The sequence below is a fragment of the Streptomyces sp. Ru72 genome (genome assembly GCF_002920635.1).
GTDB lineage: Bacteria > Actinomycetota > Actinomycetes > Streptomycetales > Streptomycetaceae > Streptomyces.
In genome coordinates, this window is the sequence record NZ_PQSR01000018.1 from 19,831 (window position 1) to 42,514 (window position 22,684).

Genomic DNA, 22,684 nt, shown 5'->3' on the forward strand with positions numbered 1-22,684 from the left:
GGCGGTGCCGCATGAGTGGCGCGTGGCAGCAAAGCCGCGGGGCGTGGGCCGAAGTCACCGAGCCGGCGCCGGGGTGACCTCCGCTCCGGTCCGGGCCCAGCGCCGTACCAGCGGCCAGGTCGCGATGCCGACCGCCAGCGCCAGCAGATGGCCCCAGTTGCTCAGCGGGTCCGTGAACTCGGCCAGGTCCTGGAGGAGTAGCGCGGAGAACACGATCAGCACGATCGAGCGCAGCCACGGCCGCAGCAACCCCGTCAGCGCGCCCAGGCTCGCCGCCACCCCGAAGCTGATGCCGTAGTCGAGGCGGTGCAGCGAACTGTCCGGCAGATGGCCCGCCAGCACCGCGAGGCCGACCGGGACCTCGGTGCCCAGCGTCGCGAGCACATGCCCCGACAGGAAGACGACGGCCGTGCGGGCACCGCCTATCCGCCGCTCCAGCGCCGTCAGCACGACCAGGAAGACGAGCGTGTAGTACGACATCATCCCGCCCGCGATCCACAACGCGCTGGCCAGCAGCACCACCACCGGACTGCGCATCAGATGCGCGACGTCCGTGCTGGATGCCTGGTACAGGGCGTTCACCAGCGACGGGTCGGCGAACTGGGCGAACAGTGAGGTCACCAGCAACACGGCGGCGTAGCCGAAGCTGAACGGCGCCCGTCCGGGGCTCGGCAGCAGCGACACCAGGCGCGGTGCCGTCCACCGCACCGGGAGGGCAGCCGGAGACGCGACGGACGGCGGCGCCGTGCGCTGACGCGGCATGCCGTCCAGAAGCGGCACGCCCGTCTCGGGGGGCGTGAGCGAGGCGTCAGCCGCCGAGACCGTACGTTCCAAGGTGCGGCGCTCCTTCCGTCAGGCCCCACCCTTCGCGCCACGCCGGTCGCTGTCTATGACCGACGCCACCCGAGACGCGATTCACAGCAACTTCCCATCTCTTTCCGGCGTCCGGGGCGAGCGCGCGCGACTGCCGGCGGCATCGGAGTGCGCTCGACCGCTGCGGGAAGACCCGTTCGGCCGCCGGGGAAAATCCTTCGTCCGCCGCCCCGCAGGTCACCAGAATGTGGTCCATGCCTCATCCGTACGACACCGACGGGACCCCGGTGGTCCTGGACCGTCGCGAGGGACCGCACGGCGAGGTGGTGCTGCGGCGCCACGGTGAGCTGCTGCAGATCATCGCCAACGGCTGCTTCCTGATGGACACCTCCGACGGGCGCTCGGAACGGCTGCTGGTGCAGGCCGCGTCGGACGCCCTGGACGGCCGCCCGGACCCGAGCGTGCTGATCGGCGGACTCGGCGTCGGTTTCTCGCTCGCGCACGCCGCCGCCGACCCCCGCTGGGGACGCATCACCGTCGTCGAACGCGAACGCGCCGTCATCGACTGGCACCTCGAGGGCCCCCTGTCCACGCTGACCGCCGACGCGCTGGCCGATCCGCGCACCCGCGTCGTGGAGGCCGACCTCGTCACCCACGTCAATGAGACATCGGACACGTACGACGCCCTCTGCCTGGACATCGACAACGGCCCCGCGTGGACGGTCACGGACGACAACGGCAACCTCTACTCGACGTCCGGACTCACAAGCTGCGCAAGGGTGTTGAAACCCGGCGGTGTGCTCGCGGTGTGGTCGGCCGAGCCCTCTCCGGAATTTGAAGGAACCCTTAGGAATGCCGGGTTCCGGCAGGTGCGTACCGAAGAGGTGCCCGTTGCCCGGGGCGTTCCCGACGTCGTGCACCTCGCGATCGGACCTGGATAGCCGACCGGCGGTAACTCCCCGTACGCTGCTTCCCTGACGCGGATCATTCAAGCGTCAAACGCAGTCATGGGATCACCCCACGGATTCCGGAAAGCAACCCCAGGGGCGGGCGATGGAGCAGACACACACCTCCCACAACGGCACGACGGCGACCCCGGGCGCTCAACGACGCGTCCTGGTGGTCGAGGACGACCAGACGATCGTCGACGCCATCGCCACCCGTCTGCGCGCGGAGGGATTCCTCGTGCAAACGGCAGGTGACGGCCCGGCGGCGGTCGACACGGCGGAGGCATGGCAGCCCGACCTGCTGATCCTCGACATCATGCTGCCGGGCTTCGACGGGCTGGAGGTCTGCCGGCGTGTGCAGGCCCAGCGCCCGGTGCCGGTGCTGATGCTCACCGCGCGCGACGACGAGACCGACATGCTGGTCGGACTCGGTGTCGGCGCCGACGACTACATGACCAAACCGTTCTCGATGCGGGAGCTGGCGGCACGCGTGCACGTGCTGCTGCGCCGGGTGGAGCGGGCCGCGCTGGCCGCCGCGACCCCCCGCACCGGGATACTGCGCCTCGGCGAACTGGAGATCGACCATGCGCAGCGCAGGGTGCGGGTGCGCAGCGAGGACGTCCATCTGACGCCCACCGAGTTCGACCTGCTGGTGTGCCTGGCCAACACGCCGCGTGCCGTGCTCTCCCGTGAGCAGTTGCTCGCCGAGGTGTGGGACTGGGCGGACGCCTCCGGCACCCGCACCGTGGACAGCCACATCAAGGCGCTGCGGCGGAAGATCGGCGCGGAGCGCATCCGAACGGTGCACGGCGTGGGCTACGCCCTGGAGACCCCGACGCCATGAGCAGCGGGCGGTCGGCCGCGCGGAGGAGCCCCGGGCAGCCCTGGGGCGGCGTACGCCCGTTCTCGATCAAGACCAAGCTGGGCGCGCTGGTCGTCATCTCGGTGTTCATCACCACGGGTCTGCTGATGATCGCGGTGCGCACCGCCACCGAGCTGCGGTTCATCACGGTGTTCTCGATGATCGCCACCCTGCTGATCACGCAGTTCGTGGCGCACTCGCTCACCGCTCCGCTGGACGAGATGAACGCCGTGGCCCGGTCCATCTCGCACGGCGACTACAGCCGTCGTGTGCGCGACAACCGCCGGGACGAGCTGGGTGACCTGGCCCAGACGATCAACCTGATGGCCGACGAGCTGGAGGCCCAGGACAGCCAGCGCAAGGAGCTGGTGGCGAACGTCTCGCACGAGCTGCGCACGCCCATCGCGGGCCTGCGCGCGGTGCTGGAGAACATCGTCGACGGGGTCACCGAGGCCGACCCGGAGACCATGCGCACGGCACTGAAGCAGACCGAGCGCCTCGGGCGCCTGGTGGAGACGCTGCTGGACCTCTCTCGCCTGGACAACGGCGTCGTTCCGCTGAAGAAACGTCGCTTCGAGGTGTGGCCGTACCTCTCGGGCGTCCTCAAGGAGGCCCAGATGGTGTCCTCCGCGCGCGCGGGCCTCGCCTCGGGCTCCGGCAGCCACAGCCGTACGGACGTCCATCTGCACCTCGACGTCTCCCCGCCGGAGCTGACCGCGCACGCCGACCCGGAGCGGATCCACCAGGTCGTCGCCAACCTGATCGACAACGCCGTCAAGCACAGCCCGCCGCACGGCCGCGTCACGGTGAAGGCCCGGCGCGGCCCCGCTCCGGACTCGCTGGAGCTGGAGGTGCTGGACGAGGGCCCCGGCATCCCCCAGTCGGAGTGGCACCGGGTCTTCGAGCGCTTCAACCGCGGCGCCGTGAACCGGCCGCACGGGCCCGGCAGCGACGGCGGCACGGGCCTCGGCCTGGCGATCGCCCGCTGGGCGGTGGATCTGCACGGTGGCCGGATCGGGGTGGCCGAATCCCCGCGCGGCTGCCGGATCCAGGTCACCCTTCCGGGAGAGCCGTCTCTGCCAAGTTGACGTAAAGTTCGAACCGGAGCAACAAGATCCACGCCTGTCCGCACACCCGGACACGTGTGATCAGGCAGAGGCCCGCGCACTCCCCGCGCCGGGCCCGGGCCGTCGCACCCGTCCACAACCGGAACCACGCTTGTTTCCCGCCATTTCAACCCCTGAAACGCACTTTCCGATGTGACTTACGCGACGATGAACCGGCCCGACCTGACCTTCGCGGTCTTGGAGGCGTAGCCTTTATTCCCGCTGTCCAATCACCTTGTGAAGCGGAAGAGGGCGGTTGCCGCCGTGTCGCCACAGTCCCCCAGTAACCCGAGCGTCTCGACCGACGACCAAGCCGGGAAGAACCCCGCTGCTGCGTTCGGTCCCAACGAGTGGCTCGTCGACGAGATCTATCAGCAGTACCTCCAGGACCCGAATTCGGTAGACCGCGCCTGGTGGGACTTCTTCGCCGACTACAAGCCGGGGGCCGCCGCCGCTGCCTCCTCGGCTCCGTCGGGTCCCGCGGCCGCGGGGGCCGCGGAGACCACCACGGCGCCCCAGGCAGCGCAGTCCGCGCCCGCGGCTCCCGCCGCACCGCAGGTCCCGGCCGCCGCCGCACCGCAGCCGGCCGCCGCGCCGGCCCCGGTGAAGCCCGCCCCGGCCGCCGCCGCACCGGCTCCGGCCAAGCCCGCCGCACCCGCCGCCGCGAAGCCCGCCGCGGCCCCCGCCCAGCCCAAGAAGGACGAGCCCGTGTCCGAGGCCCCCGCCGGCCCCGAACTGGTGACGCTGCGCGGCCCCGCCGCCGCCGTCGCGAAGAACATGAACGCCTCCCTGGAGATCCCCACGGCCACGTCCGTGCGCGCGGTCCCGGTGAAGCTGCTCTTCGACAACCGCATCGTCATCAACAACCACCTCAAGCGCGCCCGCGGCGGGAAGATCTCCTTCACGCACCTCATCGGCTACGCGATGGTCCAGGCCATCAAGGCGATGCCGTCGATGAACTGGTCGTTCGCGGAGAAGGACGGCAAGCCCACCCTGGTCAGGCCCGACCACGTCAACCTCGGCCTCGCCATCGACCTGGTCAAGCCCAACGGCGACCGCCAGCTCGTCGTCGCGGCGATCAAGAAGGCCGAGACCCTGAACTTCTTCGAGTTCTGGCAGGCCTACGAGGACATCGTCCGCCGCGCCCGCGACGGCAAGCTGACGATGGACGACTTCACCGGCGTCACCGTCTCCCTCACCAACCCCGGCGGCCTCGGCACGGTCCACTCGGTGCCGCGCCTGATGCCCGGCCAGTCGGTGATCATGGGCGTCGGCTCCATGGACTACCCGGCGGAGTTCCAGGGCACCTCCCAGGACACCCTGAACAAGCTCGGCATCTCCAAGGTCATGACGCTCACGTCGACCTACGACCACCGGGTCATCCAGGGCGCCGCCTCCGGCGAGTTCCTCCGCCAGGTCGCGAACCTGCTGCTGGGCGAGAACCGCTTCTACGACGAGATCTTCGAGGCCCTGCGCATCCCCTACGAGCCGGTCCGCTGGCTCAAGGACATCGACGCAAGCCACGACGACGACGTCACCAAGGCGGCCCGCGTCTTCGAGCTGATCCACTCCTACCGGGTCCGCGGCCACGTCATGGCCGACACCGACCCGCTGGAGTACCAGCAGCGCAAGCACCCCGACCTGGACATCACCGAGCATGGCCTCACCCTGTGGGACCTGGAGCGCGAGTTCGCCGTCGGCGGCTTCGCCGGCAAGTCGATGATGAAGCTGCGCGACATCCTCGGCGTGCTCCGTGACTCCTACTGCCGCACCACCGGCATCGAGTACATGCACATCCAGGACCCCAAGCAGCGCAAGTGGATCCAGGACCGCGTCGAGCGCGCGCACTCCAAGCCGGAGCGCGAGGAGCAGCTGCGCATCCTGCGCCGGCTGAACGCGGCGGAGGCCTTCGAGACCTTCCTGCAGACGAAGTACGTCGGCCAGAAGCGCTTCTCCCTCGAGGGCGGCGAGTCCGTCATCCCGCTGCTCGACGCGGTGATCGACTCCGCGGCCGAGTCCCGCCTGGACGAGGTCGTCATCGGAATGGCCCACCGCGGCCGTCTGAACGTCCTGGCGAACATCGTCGGCAAGTCGTACGCGCAGATCTTCCGCGAGTTCGAGGGCAACCTCGACCCGAAGTCGATGCACGGCTCCGGCGACGTGAAGTACCACCTGGGCGCCGAGGGCACCTTCACCGGCCTGGACGGCGAGCAGATCAAGGTCTCGCTGGCCGCGAACCCCTCCCACCTGGAGACGGTCGACCCGGTCATCGAGGGCATCACCCGGGCCAAGCAGGACATCATCAACAAGGGCGGCACGGACTTCACGGTGCTGCCGGTGGCGATCCACGGCGACGCGGCCTTCGCGGGCCAGGGCGTGGTGGCCGAGACCCTGAACATGTCGCAGCTGCGCGGCTACCGCACCGGCGGCACGGTCCACATCGTCATCAACAACCAGGTCGGCTTCACCGCGGCCCCCGAGTCCTCGCGCTCCTCCATGTACGCGACGGACGTCGCCCGCATGATCGAGGCCCCGATCTTCCACGTGAACGGCGACGACCCCGAGGCCGTCGTGCGCGTCGCACGCCTGGCCTTCGAGTTCCGCCAGGCGTTCAACAAGGACGTGGTGATCGACCTCATCTGCTACCGCCGCCGCGGTCACAACGAGTCGGACAACCCGGCCTTCACCCAGCCGCTGATGTACGACCTGATCGACAAGAAGCGCTCGGTGCGCAAGCTGTACACCGAGTCCCTGATCGGTCGCGGCGACATCACCCTGGAGGAGGCCGAGCAGGCGCTGCAGGACTACCAGGGCCAGCTGGAGAAGGTCTTCACGGAGGTCCGCGAGGCCACCACGGCCCAGCCGAGCGTCGGCCCGGTCACGGACCCGCAGGCGGAGTTCCCGGTCGCCGTGAACACCGCGATCTCCACGGAGGTCGTGAAGCGGATCGCGGAGTCCCAGGTCAACATCCCCGAGTCCTTCCACGTACACCCGCGTCTGCTGCCTCAGCTGCAGCGCCGGGCGGCCATGGTCGAGGACGGCACGATCGACTGGGGCATGGGCGAGACCCTCGCGGTCGGCTCCCTCCTCCTGGAGGGCACCCCGGTCCGCCTGTCCGGCCAGGACTCCCAGCGCGGCACCTTCGGCCAGCGCCACGCGGTCCTCATCGACCGCCAGACGGGCGAGGAGTACACCCCGCTCCAGTACCTCGCCGAGGACCAGGCGCGCTACAACGTCTACAACTCCCTTCTGTCCGAGTACGCGGTCATGGGCTTCGAGTACGGCTACTCGCTGGCCCGCCCCGACGCGCTCGTGATGTGGGAGGCGCAGTTCGGCGACTTCGTCAACGGCGCGCAGACGGTGGTCGACGAGTACATCTCGGCGGCCGAGCAGAAGTGGGGCCAGACGAGCGGTGTCGTCCTGCTGCTCCCCCACGGCTACGAGGGTCAGGGCCCGGACCACTCCTCGGCCCGCGTCGAGCGGTTCCTCCAGCTCTGCGCCCAGAACAACATGACGGTCGCCATGCCGACCCTCCCGTCGAACTACTTCCACCTCCTGCGCTGGCAGGTGCACAACCCGCACCACAAGCCGCTGGTGGTCTTCACCCCGAAGTCGATGCTGCGTCTCAAGGCCGCCGCATCGAAGACGGAGGAGTTCACGTCGGGTCAGTTCCGCCCGGTCATCGGCGATTCCGCGGTGGACCCCGCCGCCGTCCGCAAGGTCGTCTTCGTGGCCGGCAAGCTGTACTACGACCTGGATGCCGAGCGCACCAAGCGCGGCGTGACGGACACGGCGATCATCCGCCTCGAGCGGCTGTACCCGCTGCCGGGTGCGGAGCTCCAGGAGGAGATCAAGAAATACCCGAACGCCGAGAAGTACCTGTGGGCCCAGGAGGAGCCGGCGAACCAGGGCGCCTGGCCGTTCATCGCCCTGAACCTGATCGACCACCTGGACCTGGCGGTCGGCGCGGACATCCCGGCCGGCGAGCGCCTGCGCCGCATCTCCCGCCCGCACTCGTCGTCCCCGGCGGTGGGCTCGGCGAAGCGGCACCAGGCGGAGCAGGAGCAGCTGGTGCGTGAGGTGTTCGAGGCGTAGGCCCCACGGCGGTACGCACGAAGGGCCCGGCCCGAGTCCGCGTGACTCGGGCCGGGCCCTCTCCGCGTCTTGGACGGCTCACGTGCCGCGTGGTCCGCGCCGCTCGGCGGCCGACAGCCGCGCGGCCGGCTGGTGGACTCGCGCAAGGAGATCGTCGCCGAAGGCGCCTTGCACCCTCTCCCACCCGTACCGCCTCCGCCGGCTCCTCGCCCGGCCCGAGCAGGGCGGGCGCAGGGGTCACGCGGCACCTCCGATCGGTACGTAGGCTGGTTCCGGCACCACCGGCCCGTACGAACGCAGGAGAGCAGCCCCATGTACTTCACCGACCGCGGCATCGAGGAGCTGGAGAAGCGGCGCGGCGAGGAGGAGATCACCTTCGAGTGGCTCGCCGAGCAGCTGCGGACGTTCGTCGATCTCAACCCGGACTTCGAGGTGCCGGTGGAACGCCTGGCGACGTGGCTGGCGCGCCTGGACGACGAGGACGACGAGTAGACATCGCCATCCGGTGGGGCGCCCTGTCCGCAGGGCGCCCCTTCTTTGTCGCCTGATCCCTCGGACGGGTGTCTTGACTTCCCGGAGGCGCGATATATCGTGAGTATGGAAGACGCGATATGGCGTGTCGTTTCTCGGACGCGTCCGCTCGTCGCGCGCGCCCGCACCGGCCGAGGAGGTCAGCACCATGCCCGAGTGGTCCGTCGCAGAGCCGAAGAAGCTCACCTTCGACGACCCGGTGACGGCACTCCATGTGCGCGTCGTCAACGGAACGGTGAACGTGGTGGGCACCGACGAGGGTTCCGCACGGCTGGAGGTCTCGCAGATCGAGGGCCCCGCCCTGACGGTGACACAGAAGGACGGCACCCTCACCGTGGCCTACGACGACCTGCCCTGGAAGGGCTTCCTCAAGTGGCTCGACCCCAAGGGCTGGCGTCGCAGCGCCGTGGTCTCCCTCGCCGTCCCGGCGTCCACCCGCGTGGAGGTGGGCGTGGTCGGGGCCGACGCCCTGGTCTCCGGGATCGACGGCGGCGCCGACGTCAAGAGCGTCACGGGGGCCACGACCCTGGCCGGCCTCTCCGGTCCGGTCCGCGCCACCACGGTGTCGGGGAGCGTGGAGGTCCAGAGCGTCACCGGCGAGTTGCGGCTCAACTCCGTCTCCGGCGACCTGACCGTCATCGAGGGCGCGTGCCCGTCCGTGAAGGCCGACTCGGTCAGCGGTTCGATCATCCTGGACCTCGATCCCACGAGCGGCCCCACCGACGCCCGCCTGACGAACGTCTCGGGCGAGATCGCCATCCGTCTCCCCCACCCGGCGGACGCGGAGGTGGAGGCGAACACCGCGAGCGGCACCGTGTCCAACGCCTTCGACGACCTGCGCGTCACCGGCCAGCGGGGCGCGAAGAAGATCACGGGCCGCCTGGGCGGGGGCAACGGCCGGCTGAAGGCGACCACCGTCTCCGGCTCCATCGCCCTGCTGCGCCGCCCACCCGCCGAGGACGAGCCATGGGACACACCGCCCGCCACCGCGTCCTCCGGGACCAGCGGCGACGACACCGCCGTACCGGCCGACCGTTCCGCCCACGGCACGACCGGCGGCCCCACCGAGCGGAAGGGGCTCTGACATGCCTCCCGTCTTCGCCCACGGCCGCCTGCGGCTGTACCTGCTGAAGCTCCTCGATGAGGCACCACGCCACGGATACGAGGTGATCCGGCTGCTGGAGGAGCGCTTCCAGGGGCTGTACGCGCCGTCCGCCGGCACCGTCTACCCCCGGCTGGCCAAGCTCGAGGCCGAGGGACTGGTCACGCACACCACCGAGGGCGGCCGCAAGGTGTACGCCATCACGGACGCTGGCCGTGCCGAACTGGCCGACCGCAGCGGTGAGCTGGCCGACCTGGAGCTGGAGATCCGCGAGTCGGTCGCCGAGCTGGCCGCCGAGATCCAGGCCGACGTGCGGGGGGCGGCGGGCGACCTGCGCCGCGAGATGCGGGCCGCAGTCTCACAGGCGCGTCGGGGCACCAAGGAGCACGAGGGTGCCTACGGCGACCAGGCCGACAAGGAGGCGTGGCGCGCCGCCCGGGAGGAGATGCGGCGCGTCAAGCAGGAGTGGAAGGAGCAGGCCCGGCGCGCCAAGGACGAGAGCCGAAGGGCCCGTGAAGAGGCCCAGCGGGCACGCCGCCAGGCCAAGGAGGCCCAGGAGCGGGCGCGCGCCCAGGCGCAGGAGGAGCTGCAGCGCATGGTGCGACGGGTGCAGGAGCAGGTCCAGGACCACTTCGCGCGGGGCGACTGGCCGACGGGCCTACGGGAGGGTCTGTCCGAACTGGCCAAGGAGTTCGGCGAGTTCGGCAAGGACTTCGGCAAGGACTTCGGCTTCGGACACCCGGGAACCGCGGATGCGCCCAGGCCGGCGGAGCGGCCCGAGTACGCGACGACCCCCGAGGACTTCCCGGGTGCGTACGAGCCGTCCTGGGCGCATGAGGACTTCCCGGGCGACCCGGCCCGCGCCCTCGACCGGCTCCTGGACCGCTTCCGTGACGACATCCGCGACGCGGCCCGGGACCACGGGGTGACGGAGGAGCAGTTGCGCGACGCCCGCCGGCATCTGTCGACGGCGGCGGCGCACATCGGGGCGACGCTGCGGTCGCGGAAGGGGTAGGGCTCCTCACCTCACGACCGGCCGAGCGTCTCCCGGCGGCAGCCTCACCCTGCCTTCGCCCGGCCGCTGCCGTCCCACAGCAGGTCCTGCACGCCGGCGTAGGTCACTCCATGGTCGGCGAGGACCTCGGACGGGACGCCGGGGCGGGCGGTCAGGGCGAGGAGCAGGTGCTCGTCGCCGATGCGCCGGTCGCCGTGCGCGAGGGCCGCGCGCAGGGACCGGGTGAGAACATCCTTGGCCCCGCGGCTGAAGGGGCGGCGCCCGGACCGCCGTACGACCCCGTGGGTCGCGGCCAGCGCGCCCTCTCCGTGGGCCTCCTCGACCCGGGAGACGATCTCGGTGAGGTCGATGCCGAGCCCGGAGAGAGCGTCCGCGTCGGCGCGGGTGAGCCCGCCGCGACGGCGGGCCTCGGCGAGGTCCCGTTCGATCGCGTCGCGCCGTCCGGCCACCCCGAGCGCCGCCAGGGCGAACGCGGCACGGCCGCCCTCGCTCTCGAGGAGGGCGAGCAACAGGTGGGCTTCGTCGACGCGTTGCCCACCGGCGCGTTCACAGTGCGCGACGGCGCCGGTGACCACCGCGCGGGCGTCCTGGGTGAACCGTTCGAACATCACTGCCTCCCGTACTTCTTGTGCACGGCCTGCCTGCTGACTCCGAGTTCCGCGGCGATCTCCTGCCACGACCAGCCCTGATGGCGCGCGCTGCGCACCTGCACCGCCTCCAGCTGCTCCAGCAGCCTGCGCAGCGCGGCGACGGCTCGCAGCCCGACTCGTGGATCGCGGTCGCCTGCGCGTTCGGCGAGATCCGTTGCTTCGGTCATGCTGTCAACATAGGTTGACGCATCCCGGGGTGTCAACCCGGGTTGACATGTCGGTCGCGAAAACGCCCACGGCGGGCCCGGGATGAATCCCGAGCCCGCCGTGGGGTGGAGGAAGGTGCCGTCCGTGTGCCGTCAGTCGGCCCTCAGCCTGCCGTCAGCCTGCCGTCAGCACGATCTTCCCGAACTGGTCTCCGGCTTCCAGGCGTTCGAAGCCCTCGCGGGCCCGGTCGAGGGGAAGCACCTCGTCGATGACGGGGCGTACGCCGGTGGCGGCGCAGAAGGAGAGCAGGTCCTCCAGTTCCTCCTTGGAGCCCATGGTGGAGCCGACGACCTTCAGTTCGAGGAAGAAGATTCGGGTGAGCTCCGCGTGGGAGGGCCGGTCACCGCTGGTGGCGCCCGAGATGACGAGGGTGCCTCCGGGACGCAGCGACTTGACCGAGTGGGACCAGGTGGCGGCACCGACGGTCTCGATGACGGCGTCCACGCGCTGCGGCAGCCGGGCACCGGACTCCAGGGCCTCCACTGCGCCCAGTTCCACGGCGCGCTTGCGCTTGGCCTCGTCCCGGCTGGTGGCGAAGACCCTGAGGCCGGCCGCCTTGCCGAGCACGATGGCGGCGGTCGCGACACCGCCGCCCGCGCCCTGGACGAGGACGGAGTCACCGGGGCGGACTCCGGCATTGGTGAACAGCATCCGGTAGGCCGTCAGCCAGGCGGTGGGCAGGCAGGCGGCCTCCTCGAAGGAGAGTTCCCTGGGCTTGGGGAGGAGGTTCCAGGTGGGGACGGAGACCTGTTCGGCGAAGGTGCCCTGGTAGCGCTCGGTGAGGATGGAGCGTGGCTCGTCGGGGCCGACGCCGTGGCCGGTCTGGCCGATGACGGAGTGGAGGACGACCTCGTTGCCGTCCTCGTCGACGCCGGCCGCGTCACAGCCGAGGATCATGGGGAGCTTGTCCTCGGAGAGCCCGACACCCCTGAGGGACCAGAGGTCGTGGTGGTTGAGGGAGGCGGCCTTGACGGTCACGGTCGTCCAGCCGGGCCTCCGCTCGGGGGCCGGGCGCTCTCCCAGCTCGAGGCCGGAGAGGGGGTCGTCGCGGTCGATACGGGCGGCGTAGGCAGCGAACATGACCTTGAGATTAGGCTCCGCCGGGGTGTCACGGAACCATGGCCGACTGTGACACGCATCCCGCTGGGGGCGCGTAAGTAGCTGCGGGCAGTCGTGCCTCCCCCAGTGCCTCAGCGGCCCGGGGGGACCCCGAAGCGGCACGGGTGGGCGCTGGGGGCACCCCTTCTGGGGGCGCCCTGCCGGCGCCGGAAAGCGCGGCCGACGCCCGGCCCGCACCCACGCCGGATGCCTTGGGACCCCGAGCAGGAAGCCGCGCCTCACACCACCCGGGTGGGCGGGTTGGAAAGCCCCCCGCCCACCCGGCGCACCGTTACCGCCGAGCCACGCCCTCTGCCCGGGCTGCCGCGGCCACCGCCGCCGTCACCGCGGGGGCGACCCGCTCGTCGAACGGCGAGGGAATCACATAGTCGGCAGCGAGGTCGTCCCCGACGACCCCCGCCAGCGCCTCCGCCGCCGCGATCTTCATCCCCTCCGTGATGCGGGACGCCCGCACCTGGAGGGCTCCGGCGAAGATGCCGGGGAATGCCAGCACGTTGTTGATCTGGTTCGGGAAGTCGGAGCGGCCCGTCGCCACCACGGACGCGTACTTGTGCGCGACGTCCGGATGCACCTCCGGGTTCGGGTTGGCCATCGCGAAGACGAAGGCACCCTCCGCCATCGACGCCACCGCCTTCTCCGAGACGGTGCCGCCGGAGACCCCGATGAAGACGTCGGCACCCTCCAGGGCGTGCTCGAGAGACCCCGAAAGCCCCGCCTTGTTGGTGAACTCGGCGAGCTCCCGCTTGACCGGCGTCAGATCCTCCCGCTCCCGCGAGACGACTCCCTTGCGGTCGGCGACCGCGACATCGCCGATCCCCGCCTCGATCAGCATCTTCGCGATGGCGAATCCCGCCGCGCCGGCGCCGGAGATGACGGCCCGCAGGTCGCCGAGCCCCTTCCCGGTCAGCCGCGCCGCGTTCCGCAGGGCGGCCAGCGTCACCACGGCCGTGCCGTGCTGGTCGTCGTGGAAGACCGGGATGTCCAGCCGCTCCTGGAGCCGACGCTCGATCTCGAAGCACCGCGGCGCCGAGATGTCCTCCAGGTTGACGCCTCCGAAGGAGGGCGCGAGCCGGGCCACGGTGTCGATGATCTCGTCCACGTCCGTGCAGTCCAGGGCGATCGGCACCGCGTCCACGCCGCCGAACTGCTTGAACAGGATCGCCTTGCCCTCCATCACCGGGAGGGAGGCCTCGGGGCCGATGTCGCCGAGCCCCAGCACTGCCGTGCCGTCGGTCACCACGGCGACGACCGACGACTTCCATGTGTAGTCGTGGACCAGCTCCGGCTGCTCCGCGATGGCCGTGCACACCCGGGCGACGCCGGGCGTGTACGCCAGGGACAGGTCGTCCTTGTCGCGGACCGGCACGGTGGCCTGCACGGCCATCTTGCCGCCGCGGTGCAGCGCGAACGCCGGATCGAAGGAATCGTGGGGCTCCGCCCCGCCGTCCTGATCCGCATTGCTGTCGCTGCGCGAGTTGACGATCTCCGCTGCCACTGTCTTGTACCCCTTAGATCTGCATGGTTTGAGGGTGACCACTCCTGGTTGAGGGGTGGGCGGGCACCGCGTACGACCCACGTGACTGGTGCGTGAGGGCACATACGCGACGGGCGCGCCGCACACGCGCCCTGAGCCCCGGATGAGGGGTGTAAGGCACCTTCTTACCGGACGGATGGTGCTCGGGACGAGTCCATAACGCGAAGGTCACACGCCGGTGAGATGACTCATGGCTGAAAATGTGGACAAGTCCGCTGCACGCCCTCACACGATCACGCGTGGGGGCGTGAGACCGACCGCATGGTGAGATACACCGAAGATCTTCCGGCCGGAAGGAAGGATTCCCGCACAAGGTGCGGCCGAAATCGGCCGCCCGAGGCGGTTCGGGGGTCACCCGTTATCCGATTTTGACATAGCGGGTCACCTGAATGCCGCGGTGCGACTGGCAAGATGCCTGAATCACGCGAGGTCGCGACACCCGAAGGTGTGTGTACTCGTCGACCCGTCGGCACAAACCCCATTCCGCCGGAGGAACCACCATGACCGCACGCTCCACCCGTCGTACGACCGCCACGCGCTCCCGAATAGCCGCGGTCGGCGCCATCGCGGTCGCGGGCACCCTGGTGCTTGCCGGTTGCGGCGACCACACGGACAAGGGCAGCACCGACAACAGCGGCGGCGGCTCGTCCACGTCCTCGGCGCCGCTCGCCGACAAGCTCCCCAAGGACATCCGTGACGCGGGCGTCATCAAGGTGGGCTCCGACATCTCGTACGCTCCGGTCGAGTTCATGCAGGGCGGCAAGGCCGTCGGCATCGACCCGGACATCGCGGACGCCCTCGGCAAGCAGCTGGGCGTGAAGTTCGAGTTCCAGAACGGCAAGTTCGACCAGCTCATCGTGGGTATGCAGGCCAAGCGGTTCAACGTGATCATGTCCGCGATGAGCGACACCAAGGACCGCCAGAACGGCATCGACTCCAGCAACGGCAAGAAGGTCGGCAACGGCGTCGACTTCGTCGACTACTTCACCGCGGGCACCTCGATCCTCGTCCAGAAGGGCAACCCGAAGGGCGTCAAGTCGCTGGACGACCTGTGCGGCAAGGTCGTGGCCCTGCAGAGGGCCACCACGTCCGAGGACGTCGCCAAGGCGCAGAGCACGAAGTGCACCAAGGACGGCAAGAAGCCCATCACGCTGCAGACCTTCGACACCGACCCCGAGGCGCTGCTCCGCCTCAAGCAGGGCGCGTCCGTCGCGGACCTGAACGACTTCCCGGTCGCGGCCTACAACGCCAAGACCTCGGGCGGGGGCAAGGACTTCGAGGTCGTCGGCGACCAGATCGAGGCGGGTCCGTACGGCATCGCGGTCAGCAAGGAGAACACCCAGCTGCGCGACGCCCTCCAGGCGGCCGTGAGCGCGATCATCAAGAGCGGCGAGTACCAGAAGATCCTGCAGAAGTGGAACGTCACGGACGGCTCGGTGACCGAGGCGAAGATCAACGGCGGCTCCTGAGCCTCACGCAACACTGAAGGGCAGTCACCGTGACTGACACTGTCGACAAGATTCCGGCGCCGACGGTGCCGCCGGAGCAGATCAAGGCCATACCGGTGCGCCACTACGGGCGCTGGGTGGCCGGCGTCCTGGTCGTCGCCGTTGTGGTGCTGATCGGAATCGCGTTCTCCAACGCGAAGATCAACTACAGCGTGATCCCGGACTACCTCACGGACGGGACGATCCTGTCCGGCGCCTGGCACACGCTGTACATCTCGGTCCTCGCCATGGTGCTCGGCCTCGCGCTGGGCATCGTCCTCGCGGTGATGCGGATGTCGTCGAACCCGGTCACCAGCACGGTGTCCTGGTTCTACATCTGGTTCTTCCGGGGCACTCCGGTCCTGGTCCAGCTGCTCCTCTGGTACAACATCGCACTCGTGTTCCCCATCCTGAACCTGGGGTTCTACAAGGACGAGATGAACCAGGTGATGACGCCGTTCCTGACGGCTCTGCTGGGCCTCGGCCTGAACGAGGCCGCGTACATGGCGGAGATCGTGCGCGCGGGCATCCAGTCGGTCGACGAGGGGCAGACGGAGGCGTCCCACGCACTGGGCATGACCCAGGGCCAGACGCTGCGGCGTGTGATCCTCCCGCAGGCGATGCGAGTGATCGTGCCGCCGACCGGCAACGAGTTCATCAACATGCTGAAGACCTCGTCGCTCGCCTACGCGGTCCAGTTCAACGAGCTCATCAAGCGGTCCACCGACATCTCCAGCACCTCGCTCGCGGTCGTGGAGATGTACTTCGTGGCGTCGATCTGGTACCTGATCCTGACCACGATCTTCAGCATCTTCCAGTACTACATCGAACGCCGTTACGCCCGAGGCTCGACGCGCAACCTGCCGCCGACCCCGCTGCAGCGGCTGAGGAAGAACCTCCGTCTGTTCGGTTCGTTCCGTCGCCCGGAGGTGGCCCGATGAGCAGTCTCGGCAAGGGCATGGGCAAGAGCACCAGTGGTGGCCCGATGGTCAAGGCCGAGGGCGTGCACAAGTCCTTCGGTCTCGCGCACATCCTCAAGGGCATCGACCTGGAGGTGAACCCGCGGGAGGTGTTCTGCCTCATCGGCCCCTCCGGCTCGGGCAAGTCCACCTTCCTGCGGTGCATCAACCACCTGGAGAAGATCAGCGCCGGACGGCTGTACGTCGACGGGGACCTGGTCGGCTACCGGCAGAAGGGCGACAAGCTCTACGAGCTGAAGGAGAAGGAGGTCGCGGCGCAGCGACGGGACATCGGCATGGTGTTCCAGCGCTTCAACCTCTTCCCGCACATGACGGCGCTGGAGAACGTCATGGAGGCGCCGGTCCAGGTCAAGCGGGAGAGCAAGGCCGCCGCCCGGGAGCGGGCGCAGCGGCTGCTGGACCGGGTCGGCCTCGGTGACCGTACCGGCCACTACCCCGCCCAGCTCTCCGGCGGCCAGCAGCAGCGCGTCGCCATCGCCCGCGCGCTGGCGATGGAGCCCAAGCTGATGCTCTTCGACGAGCCGACCTCGGCTCTCGACCCGGAGCTGGTCGGCGAGGTCCTCGACGTCATGCGGGACCTCGCCGAGGACGGCATGACGATGATCGTCGTCACGCACGAGATGGGCTTCGCCCGGGAGGTCGGCGACTCGCTCGTCTTCATGGACGACGGTGTGGTGGTCGAGGCCGGCCACCCACGTGAGGTCCTGTCGAACCCCCAGCACGAGCGGACGAAGTCCTTCCTGTCGAAGGTCCTCTGACCGGTCACGACACAGAGGGCGGTACGGGCTCCCCGTACCGCCCTCGACTCTTCTCTCCCGGGCCCTACTTGAGGGCCAGCAGCAGCGTGTCCGAGGGGGAGCACCACACCGGGCGGGCCTCGGCGAAGCCCTTCTCGCGCAGTACGCGCGCGTGCCAGGCCGCGGCGGGCATTTCGCCGTCGGCGTGGGCGCCGTAGATCTCGAAGCGGCGGGCGGTGGGCGCGGCGAGGACGGGGTCCTTGGCGGCCAGCGCCCACCACTCGGCCCAGTCGAGGGCGCCGTCGCGCATGGCCTGATCCATACGGGCGTGCCGCTGGGCGCTTTCGGCCGCGTTGATCCGGGGCGTCGTCTCGTCGATCATGTGGTCGGCGTTCATGAAGACGCCGCCGTAGCGGACGAGTTCCGCGATCCGACCGTAGAGGGCCTCGAGGGGCTCTTCGCGCAGCCAGTGGAGGGCCGTGGCGGTGAGGACGGCGTCGTACGCGTCGTACGGCAGGCGCGCCGGCCAGTCGGGGTCCTTGAGGTCGGCCTCGACGAGCGTGACGCGGTCGTCGCCCTCGAACGTGCCGCGTGCGATGGCGAGCAGGGCCGGGTCGAGGTCGACGCCGGTGCTGGTGGCCTTCGGGAAACGGGCGAGGAGCCGGGCGGTGATGCTGCCGGTGCCGCACGCGAGGTCGAGCACCCGGGGTCCGCTGCCCACGAACGCCTCGACCATGTCGAGCATGATCCGGAAGCGCTCCTCACGGTCGGGCATGTACCACTCCTGCTGGCGGTCCCAGCTCTCCTGCCATGCCTGCCAGTCGGTGCCCGTGGTGGATCCGGTCGTTGTGTCCATCGGAAGAAGCCCCCTTCTCCACAGAACTGCGTAATACCCTGGATGCAGGGTCATCTGTTACGCATCGCACCCACGACGATAGAGCGCCTCCGTAAGGACTACAAGTGGAACTGGCCTATTACTCGGACTACGCCGTACGTCTCGTGAACAGCGAGGAACCGGCCCGGGGCAAGGACTCGCTGACCTCGGTGGAGGCCGTCCGCGACCTTTTCGGGGGCAACCAGTCGGCGGCCCGCCGAGCCACCGACGCCGACGTCACCCGCTTCCGCTCGGTCCGGGCCCGGCTGCGCTCGGTCTTCGAGGCGGCGGACCGGGGCGACGAGACGCTCGCCGTGGACCTGCTGAACTCACTGCTCCTCGAATTCCCAGTGAGCCCGCAGATCTCCGGGCACGACCACCGGGACGACGACGGCCGGCCCCTGTGGCACATGCACCTCGCCGACCACCCGTCGAACGCGACCGCGGGCTACGCGGCCATCGCCACGATGGGGCTCGCCTTCCACCTCACCGAGTACGGCGTGGACCGCCTGGGCCTGTGCGAGGCGGCTCCCTGCCGCAACGCCTACCTCGACACCTCGACGAACCGCTCCCGGCGCTACTGCTCGGACCGCTGCGCGACGCGCGCGAACGTGGCCGCCTACCGTGCCCGCAAACGCCTGGAGGCGGACCGGTCGGAGAACACGGGCCGGGCCGCGGAGAGCGCCCAGCGCAGCAGCGCGAAGGCCGAGCGCTGACCGTCCCTGAGCGGGCGGTAACGGAACCACACCTTCCCAAGGACCAGTTCCTCGGGAACGGTGCCGTAGTCGGTGCTGTCCCCACCCGCGTACGGATTGTCGCCGAGCACCCACCAGCCGCCCTCGCGCGACTCCACGGCACGCTTGACGACCAGCAGGTCCTGCTGGAAGGGGTGGCGCAGCACGATGACGTCACCGGGCCGCACCCGGGCCCCGTACTGCAGGAGCAGGCGGTCGCCGTGCTGGAGCGTGGGCACCATGGACGGCCCTGTGACCTCCGCCACCCCCAGCGGCAGCAACGCCCTCGCGCGCTCGGTCTCCTGTGACAGCTCCGGCATCATCCGGCACCTCCCCGGTCCGTTCCTCCACCAGTCCCAGTCTCACCCTGGACTTTTGGCGTAAGCCCCTGGGGGCACTCGCCAAAACCGGTCCCCTACGGAGTAATGTCCCACCTGAGATGACGATCACGAGGAAGGACAGCTTCATGCTCTCCCGCCTGTTTGCCCCGAAGGTCAAGGTCAGCGCCCACTGCGACCTCCCCTGTGGTGTCTACGACCCGGCCCAGGCCCGCATCGAGGCGGAGTCGGTGAAGGCCATCCAGGAGAAGATGGCCGCCAACGACGACCCGCACTTCCAGGCGCGCGCCACCACCATCAAGGAGCAGCGTGCCGAGCTCGCCAAGCACCACGTGTCGGTGCTGTGGAGCGACTACTTCAAGGCCCCGCACTTCGAGAAGTACCCGGAGCTGCACCAGCTGGTCAACGACACCCTGAAGGCCCTCTCGGCCGCCAAGGGCTCGACGGACCCGGCGACGGGCCAGAAGGCGCTCGACTACATCGCCCAGATCGACAAGATCTTCTGGGAGACCAAGAAGGCCTGACCCGGTCTTTCGCCCACGACCGACCGGCGAGCGGTGCACCCTCGCAGGTCCGCTCCGCACCCGATGGGGCCCGGCCGCACCAACCGGCCGGGCCCCGTCGCGTCGTGGCCGGTGCACCGTGAACGCGCCTCATTCCCCGTTCTTCCCGTGCTCGGACCACAGACTCGAGTAGCCCTCCCGCAGGGGCCCGCCCGCCAGGTCGAGGATCTCCTGCGCTATCGCGGTCAGTGGGCCGGGGTCGGCGTGTTCGGCGAGCGTGAGGTGTGCCCGCAGGAGGGCGCCGCCGAGGACCGGGTCGGCTGCCGTCAGGCGGCGCGGGAGCCACTTGCCGTTGCCCCACCAGGCGCGGTGGTGGTCCGTCAGCAGGATGGACGCGCTGCTCAGCACCCGGTCCGCGAGGACCAGTTGCTCGTGGCGGTCCTGGACGTCGGCCAGGTCGTCCAGCAGATCGGTGAGCCCGTAGCGGGTGCCGTCGCGTTCCTTGCGCGTCAGTGGGTCGGGGCCCGCCGCCACCAGGGCGCGGGCCTCGGCGCGGAAAGCCGCCGCGTGCCCGTGGGGGTCGTGGACGGGGACCGACTCGGCGTAGAGGAACAGCATGGTCCCGCGACGGCTCGCCCGGTCCGCGGCGAAGATCTCCTCCAGGCCGGCACGGGTGTGGGCGAACACCTCCGTCACCCGCCCTTCGTACCGGAGCGTCTCCCGGCGGCTGACGTCCCCGTCCGGGAGCAGCAGGACGAGGTCGAGATCGCTCGTGGCGGTCGCCCGTCCCCGCGCCGTGGAACCACCGAGCACGGCGGAGAGGGCACCCGGGTAACGGCTGTCGACGAGCCGGCGGGCCAGGTCGAGGGCCGTGGCGAGGGCGGGCGGCGGGTGCGGGTCCATGGGGACATCGTGGCACCGATCAGGGGCCGACAGGCCGGGAGTCGCGCCGCGTCAGTCCGGGTGCCGGACCTGGGCTCGGGCGTCCTGACGGTCCGTGCGCCGCCCGCGTACGTGACCTCGGTCCGCTCTGCCGCCCGCACATCCAGGTCCTGCTCGAGGGCCCGCTGTCAGTGGCCCGTGCGATGCTGACGGCGTGAACGTGGAGGACCTGGTCCGGCTGCGGCGGGCGCGCGACCGGATGGACCGTGAGTACGCCGAGCCGTTGGACATACCGGCGCTGGCGCGCACCGCGCTGATGTCGCCGGGGCACTTCCAGCGCAGTTTCCGCGAGGCGTACGGGGAGACGCCGTACAGCTATCTCATGACCCGCCGTATCGAGCGGGCCAAGGCACTGCTGCGACGCGGCGGCCTGACCGTGACGGAAGTCTGCATCGCCGTCGGCTGCACCTCGCTGGGATCCTTCAGCTCACGCTTCACGGAACTGGTCGGCGAGACGCCGAGCGCCTACCGGGCGCGGTCACACGAGCAGGGAGCGGCGATACCGCCGTGCGTGGCGAAGGGACTGACGCGCCCGCGCCGGGGGCGGCCGGGCGACACGCGGACAGACCCCCGTGAGCAGCTGTAGCGCTCTAGCCTGGCCTCATGGACGTGAAACTCTCCCAGTGCTTCATCGCCGTAGACGACCACGACAAGGCGCTCGCCTTCTACCGGGACGTCCTCGGCCTGGAGGTGCGCAACGACGTCGGTTTCGAGGGCATGCGCTGGGTGACGGTCGGCTCCCCGCTCCAGCCGGACGTGGAGATCGTCCTGGAACCCCCGGCGGCGAACCCGGACGCCTCCCCCACCGACCGCCGTGCGATGGCGGAACTGCTCGCCAAGGGTCTTCTGCGCGGCGTCATCTTCTCCACCGATGACTGCGACGCCCTCTTCGCCCGCGTCCAGGCGTCCGGCGCGGAGGTCCTCCAGGAGCCCATGGACCAGCCGTACGGCGTGCGCGACTGCGCCTTCCGCGACCCGGCGGGCAACCTGCTTCGCTTCAACCAGCGTCGCGACGCCTGACCCACGGGAAAGGCGTTTGCGCGACGGGACGGCGCGGGGAGACGGTACGAGCCCGTGAACCGTCTGCCAGGGAGACCGCGTGCCCCTCATGAGCGAACCGATCCGCTGGACGTACGCCTTCGTCGACCGGCCCGCCGAGGAGTTCGGCCGGGCCTGCGACTTCTGGACCGCCGCCACCGGCACCAAGTCGTCCCGACCGCGGGGCGACGAGGGTGAGTTCGTCACGCTGTTGCCGGAGTCGGGCGACCCCTGTGTGAAGGCCCAGGCGGTACGAGCCGGCGGCGGCGCCCATCTGGATCTCGCCGTCGAGGACGTGCCCGCGCTCGTCGCGGCGGCGCGGCGGCTGGACGCGGACCTCGTCTCCGACCACGCCGGTTGGGCGGTCCTCCGCTCCCCCGGTGGCGTGCTGTTCTGCGCGGTGCCCTGGCACGGCGAGTCGGCGCGACCGCCGGCCTTCGAGGGCCCCGGCGGCGCGGCCACGCGCCTCGACCAGGTGTGCCTCGACCTCGCCCCGGCCGTGTTCGACGCCGAGGTCGCCTTCTGGACCGAGCTCACCGGCTGGGACTCCTCCCCCGGCTCGCTCCCGGAGTTCCACGTGGTCAGGCCGCCCGTCGGCCTCCCCGTCCGTATCCTGCTGCAACGCCTCGGCACCGACCGCCCCGCCTCGGCCCACCTGGACCTCGCGTGCGCGGACATCCAGGCCACCCGTGCCTGGCACGAGCGGCTCGGCGCCACACACGTCGCCGACGGCACCCACTGGACCGTGATGAGCGACCCGGCGGGCGGCACCTACTGCCTGACGGGCCGCGACCCCTGGACGGGCGGCCTGCCCGGCTAAGGCCTGTTGCGTTCACCGCGCCGTTTCGGCTGCGCCTCCTCGGGCTCCCGGGCCGCGTAGGCCGGGCACTGCGGATTCCGGCACGGGCCGGGGCGCCATACGGGGACCACGGCGCCCAGCGTCTTGTGGCGCCGTACGACGGTGGCGACCGGATGCCCGCAGGACGGGCAGACGGGGTCCTGGCTGCCCATGCCTCCAGCCTAGGCCGGTTCCGGGGGCCTGCGCCCGCCGTCCACCGCGTCGCCGGGTT

Annotated in this window: 24 protein-coding genes; 15 read left to right on the top strand and 9 right to left on the bottom strand. The window is 70.3% G+C overall.

The features are described from left to right. Positions 1–54 precede the first annotated feature (54 nt). Complete coding sequence (locus C3488_RS11465; protein ID WP_103839274.1) at positions 55–834, bottom strand: rhomboid-like protein; 780 nt, start codon at positions 832–834, stop codon at positions 55–57. Positions 835–1,067: 233 nt separating this feature from the next. Between C3488_RS11465 and C3488_RS11470 the strand changes: the two genes are divergently transcribed. From C3488_RS11470 to C3488_RS11500, 7 genes are all read left to right on the top strand, one after another. Further along, complete coding sequence (locus C3488_RS11470) at positions 1,068–1,754, top strand: spermidine synthase (RefSeq protein ID WP_103839344.1); 687 nt, start codon at positions 1,068–1,070, stop codon at positions 1,752–1,754. 112 nt (positions 1,755–1,866) lie between these two features. Continuing rightward, positions 1,867–2,604, top strand: coding sequence for a response regulator transcription factor (locus C3488_RS11475; RefSeq protein WP_103839275.1), 738 nt, complete (start codon positions 1,867–1,869; stop codon positions 2,602–2,604). After that, positions 2,601–3,710: an ATP-binding protein gene (locus C3488_RS11480; RefSeq protein WP_103839276.1), complete on the top strand. Its 1,110-nt coding sequence runs from the start codon at positions 2,601–2,603 to the stop codon at positions 3,708–3,710. Before C3488_RS11475 ends, C3488_RS11480 begins: the two co-directional genes overlap by 4 nt. 282 nt (positions 3,711–3,992) lie before the next feature. Next, entirely contained in the window at positions 3,993–7,823 is a 3,831-nt protein-coding gene (locus C3488_RS11485) for a multifunctional oxoglutarate decarboxylase/oxoglutarate dehydrogenase thiamine pyrophosphate-binding subunit/dihydrolipoyllysine-residue succinyltransferase subunit (RefSeq protein ID WP_103839345.1), read from the top strand. A gap of 312 nt (positions 7,824–8,135) precedes the next feature. Beyond that, on the top strand, positions 8,136–8,315 hold the full coding sequence (locus tag C3488_RS11490; RefSeq protein ID WP_028420339.1) for a DUF6104 family protein: 180 nt from the start codon (positions 8,136–8,138) through the stop codon (positions 8,313–8,315). A gap of 187 nt (positions 8,316–8,502) precedes the next feature. After that, positions 8,503–9,438: a DUF4097 family beta strand repeat-containing protein gene (locus tag C3488_RS11495; protein ID WP_103839346.1), complete on the top strand. Its 936-nt coding sequence runs from the start codon at positions 8,503–8,505 to the stop codon at positions 9,436–9,438. Position 9,439: 1 nt separating this feature from the next. Then, complete coding sequence (locus C3488_RS11500; RefSeq protein WP_103839277.1) at positions 9,440–10,471, top strand: PadR family transcriptional regulator; 1,032 nt, start codon at positions 9,440–9,442, stop codon at positions 10,469–10,471. A 44-nt stretch (positions 10,472–10,515) separates the two neighbouring features. Here C3488_RS11500 and C3488_RS11505 read toward each other — a convergent pair whose 3' ends face one another. The 4 genes from C3488_RS11505 to C3488_RS11520 form a co-directional block, all read right to left on the bottom strand. Then, positions 10,516–11,079, bottom strand: a complete 564-nt coding sequence (locus tag C3488_RS11505) for a Clp protease N-terminal domain-containing protein (RefSeq protein WP_103839278.1) — start codon at positions 11,077–11,079, stop codon at positions 10,516–10,518. Continuing rightward, positions 11,079–11,288 (bottom strand): helix-turn-helix domain-containing protein, encoded by a 210-nt coding sequence (locus C3488_RS11510; protein WP_037674056.1) that lies wholly within the window; start codon positions 11,286–11,288, stop codon positions 11,079–11,081. Before C3488_RS11510 ends, C3488_RS11505 begins: the two co-directional genes overlap by 1 nt. Before the next feature lie 154 nt (positions 11,289–11,442). After that, a complete protein-coding gene (locus C3488_RS11515; RefSeq protein ID WP_103839279.1) occupies positions 11,443–12,408 on the bottom strand; it encodes a zinc-binding dehydrogenase in 966 nt (321 codons plus the stop codon). Positions 12,409–12,718: 310 nt separating this feature from the next. Further along, the gene (locus C3488_RS11520; RefSeq protein WP_103839280.1) at positions 12,719–13,942 is read right to left on the bottom strand and encodes an NADP-dependent malic enzyme; all 1,224 of its coding nucleotides are present in this window, start codon (positions 13,940–13,942) and stop codon (positions 12,719–12,721) included. 539 nt (positions 13,943–14,481) lie between these two features. Here C3488_RS11520 and C3488_RS11530 point away from each other — a divergent pair. From C3488_RS11530 to C3488_RS11540, 3 genes are read left to right on the top strand one after another with little or no spacing between them, the layout of a single operon-like run. Next, positions 14,482–15,450 carry an ABC transporter substrate-binding protein gene (locus tag C3488_RS11530; protein WP_103839281.1) on the top strand — a complete coding sequence of 323 codons (969 nt, stop codon included), beginning with the start codon at positions 14,482–14,484 and terminating at the stop codon, positions 15,448–15,450. A gap of 29 nt (positions 15,451–15,479) precedes the next feature. Further along, the gene (locus C3488_RS11535; RefSeq protein WP_103839282.1) at positions 15,480–16,409 is read left to right on the top strand and encodes an amino acid ABC transporter permease; all 930 of its coding nucleotides are present in this window, start codon (positions 15,480–15,482) and stop codon (positions 16,407–16,409) included. Further along, complete coding sequence (locus tag C3488_RS11540; protein ID WP_103839283.1) at positions 16,406–17,206, top strand: amino acid ABC transporter ATP-binding protein; 801 nt, start codon at positions 16,406–16,408, stop codon at positions 17,204–17,206. The genes C3488_RS11535 and C3488_RS11540 overlap by 4 nt, the downstream gene beginning before the upstream one ends. 64 nt (positions 17,207–17,270) lie before the next feature. On the opposite strand, the gene C3488_RS11545 is transcribed toward C3488_RS11540, so the two are convergent. After that, positions 17,271–18,041, bottom strand: coding sequence for a trans-aconitate 2-methyltransferase (locus tag C3488_RS11545; RefSeq protein ID WP_103839284.1), 771 nt, complete (start codon positions 18,039–18,041; stop codon positions 17,271–17,273). A gap of 104 nt (positions 18,042–18,145) precedes the next feature. On the opposite strand from C3488_RS11545, the gene C3488_RS11550 reads away from it, so the two are divergent. Continuing rightward, a complete protein-coding gene (locus C3488_RS11550) occupies positions 18,146–18,775 on the top strand; it encodes an ABATE domain-containing protein (RefSeq protein WP_103839285.1) in 630 nt (209 codons plus the stop codon). Here C3488_RS11550 and sodX read toward each other — a convergent pair. Next, complete coding sequence (gene sodX / locus C3488_RS11555; protein ID WP_103839347.1) at positions 18,679–19,113, bottom strand: nickel-type superoxide dismutase maturation protease; 435 nt, start codon at positions 19,111–19,113, stop codon at positions 18,679–18,681. The genes C3488_RS11550 and sodX overlap by 97 nt on opposite strands. A gap of 146 nt (positions 19,114–19,259) precedes the next feature. Here sodX and sodN point away from each other — a divergent pair, with 146 nt between their 5' ends. After that, a complete protein-coding gene (gene sodN, locus C3488_RS11560) occupies positions 19,260–19,655 on the top strand; it encodes a superoxide dismutase, Ni (protein WP_103839348.1) in 396 nt (131 codons plus the stop codon). 129 nt (positions 19,656–19,784) lie between these two features. On the opposite strand, the gene C3488_RS11565 is transcribed toward sodN, so the two are convergent. Further along, positions 19,785–20,537, bottom strand: coding sequence for a nucleotidyltransferase domain-containing protein (locus C3488_RS11565; RefSeq protein ID WP_103839286.1), 753 nt, complete (start codon positions 20,535–20,537; stop codon positions 19,785–19,787). A gap of 193 nt (positions 20,538–20,730) precedes the next feature. Between C3488_RS11565 and C3488_RS11570 the strand changes: the two genes are divergently transcribed. The 3 genes from C3488_RS11570 (at position 20,731) to C3488_RS11580 (ending at position 22,434) form a co-directional block, all read left to right on the top strand. After that, entirely contained in the window at positions 20,731–21,162 is a 432-nt protein-coding gene (locus C3488_RS11570) for a helix-turn-helix transcriptional regulator (protein ID WP_103839287.1), read from the top strand. Between the two features lie 17 nt (positions 21,163–21,179). Further along, positions 21,180–21,596, top strand: coding sequence for a VOC family protein (locus C3488_RS11575; RefSeq protein WP_103839288.1), 417 nt, complete (start codon positions 21,180–21,182; stop codon positions 21,594–21,596). An 88-nt stretch (positions 21,597–21,684) separates the two neighbouring features. Further along, the gene (locus C3488_RS11580) at positions 21,685–22,434 is read left to right on the top strand and encodes a VOC family protein (RefSeq protein WP_103839289.1); all 750 of its coding nucleotides are present in this window, start codon (positions 21,685–21,687) and stop codon (positions 22,432–22,434) included. Here C3488_RS11580 and C3488_RS11585 read toward each other — a convergent pair. Then, positions 22,431–22,625, bottom strand: coding sequence for a hypothetical protein (locus C3488_RS11585; RefSeq protein WP_103839290.1), 195 nt, complete (start codon positions 22,623–22,625; stop codon positions 22,431–22,433). The two genes, C3488_RS11580 and C3488_RS11585, sit on opposite strands and share 4 nt — an antisense overlap. Between the last annotated feature and the right edge of the window lie 59 nt (positions 22,626–22,684).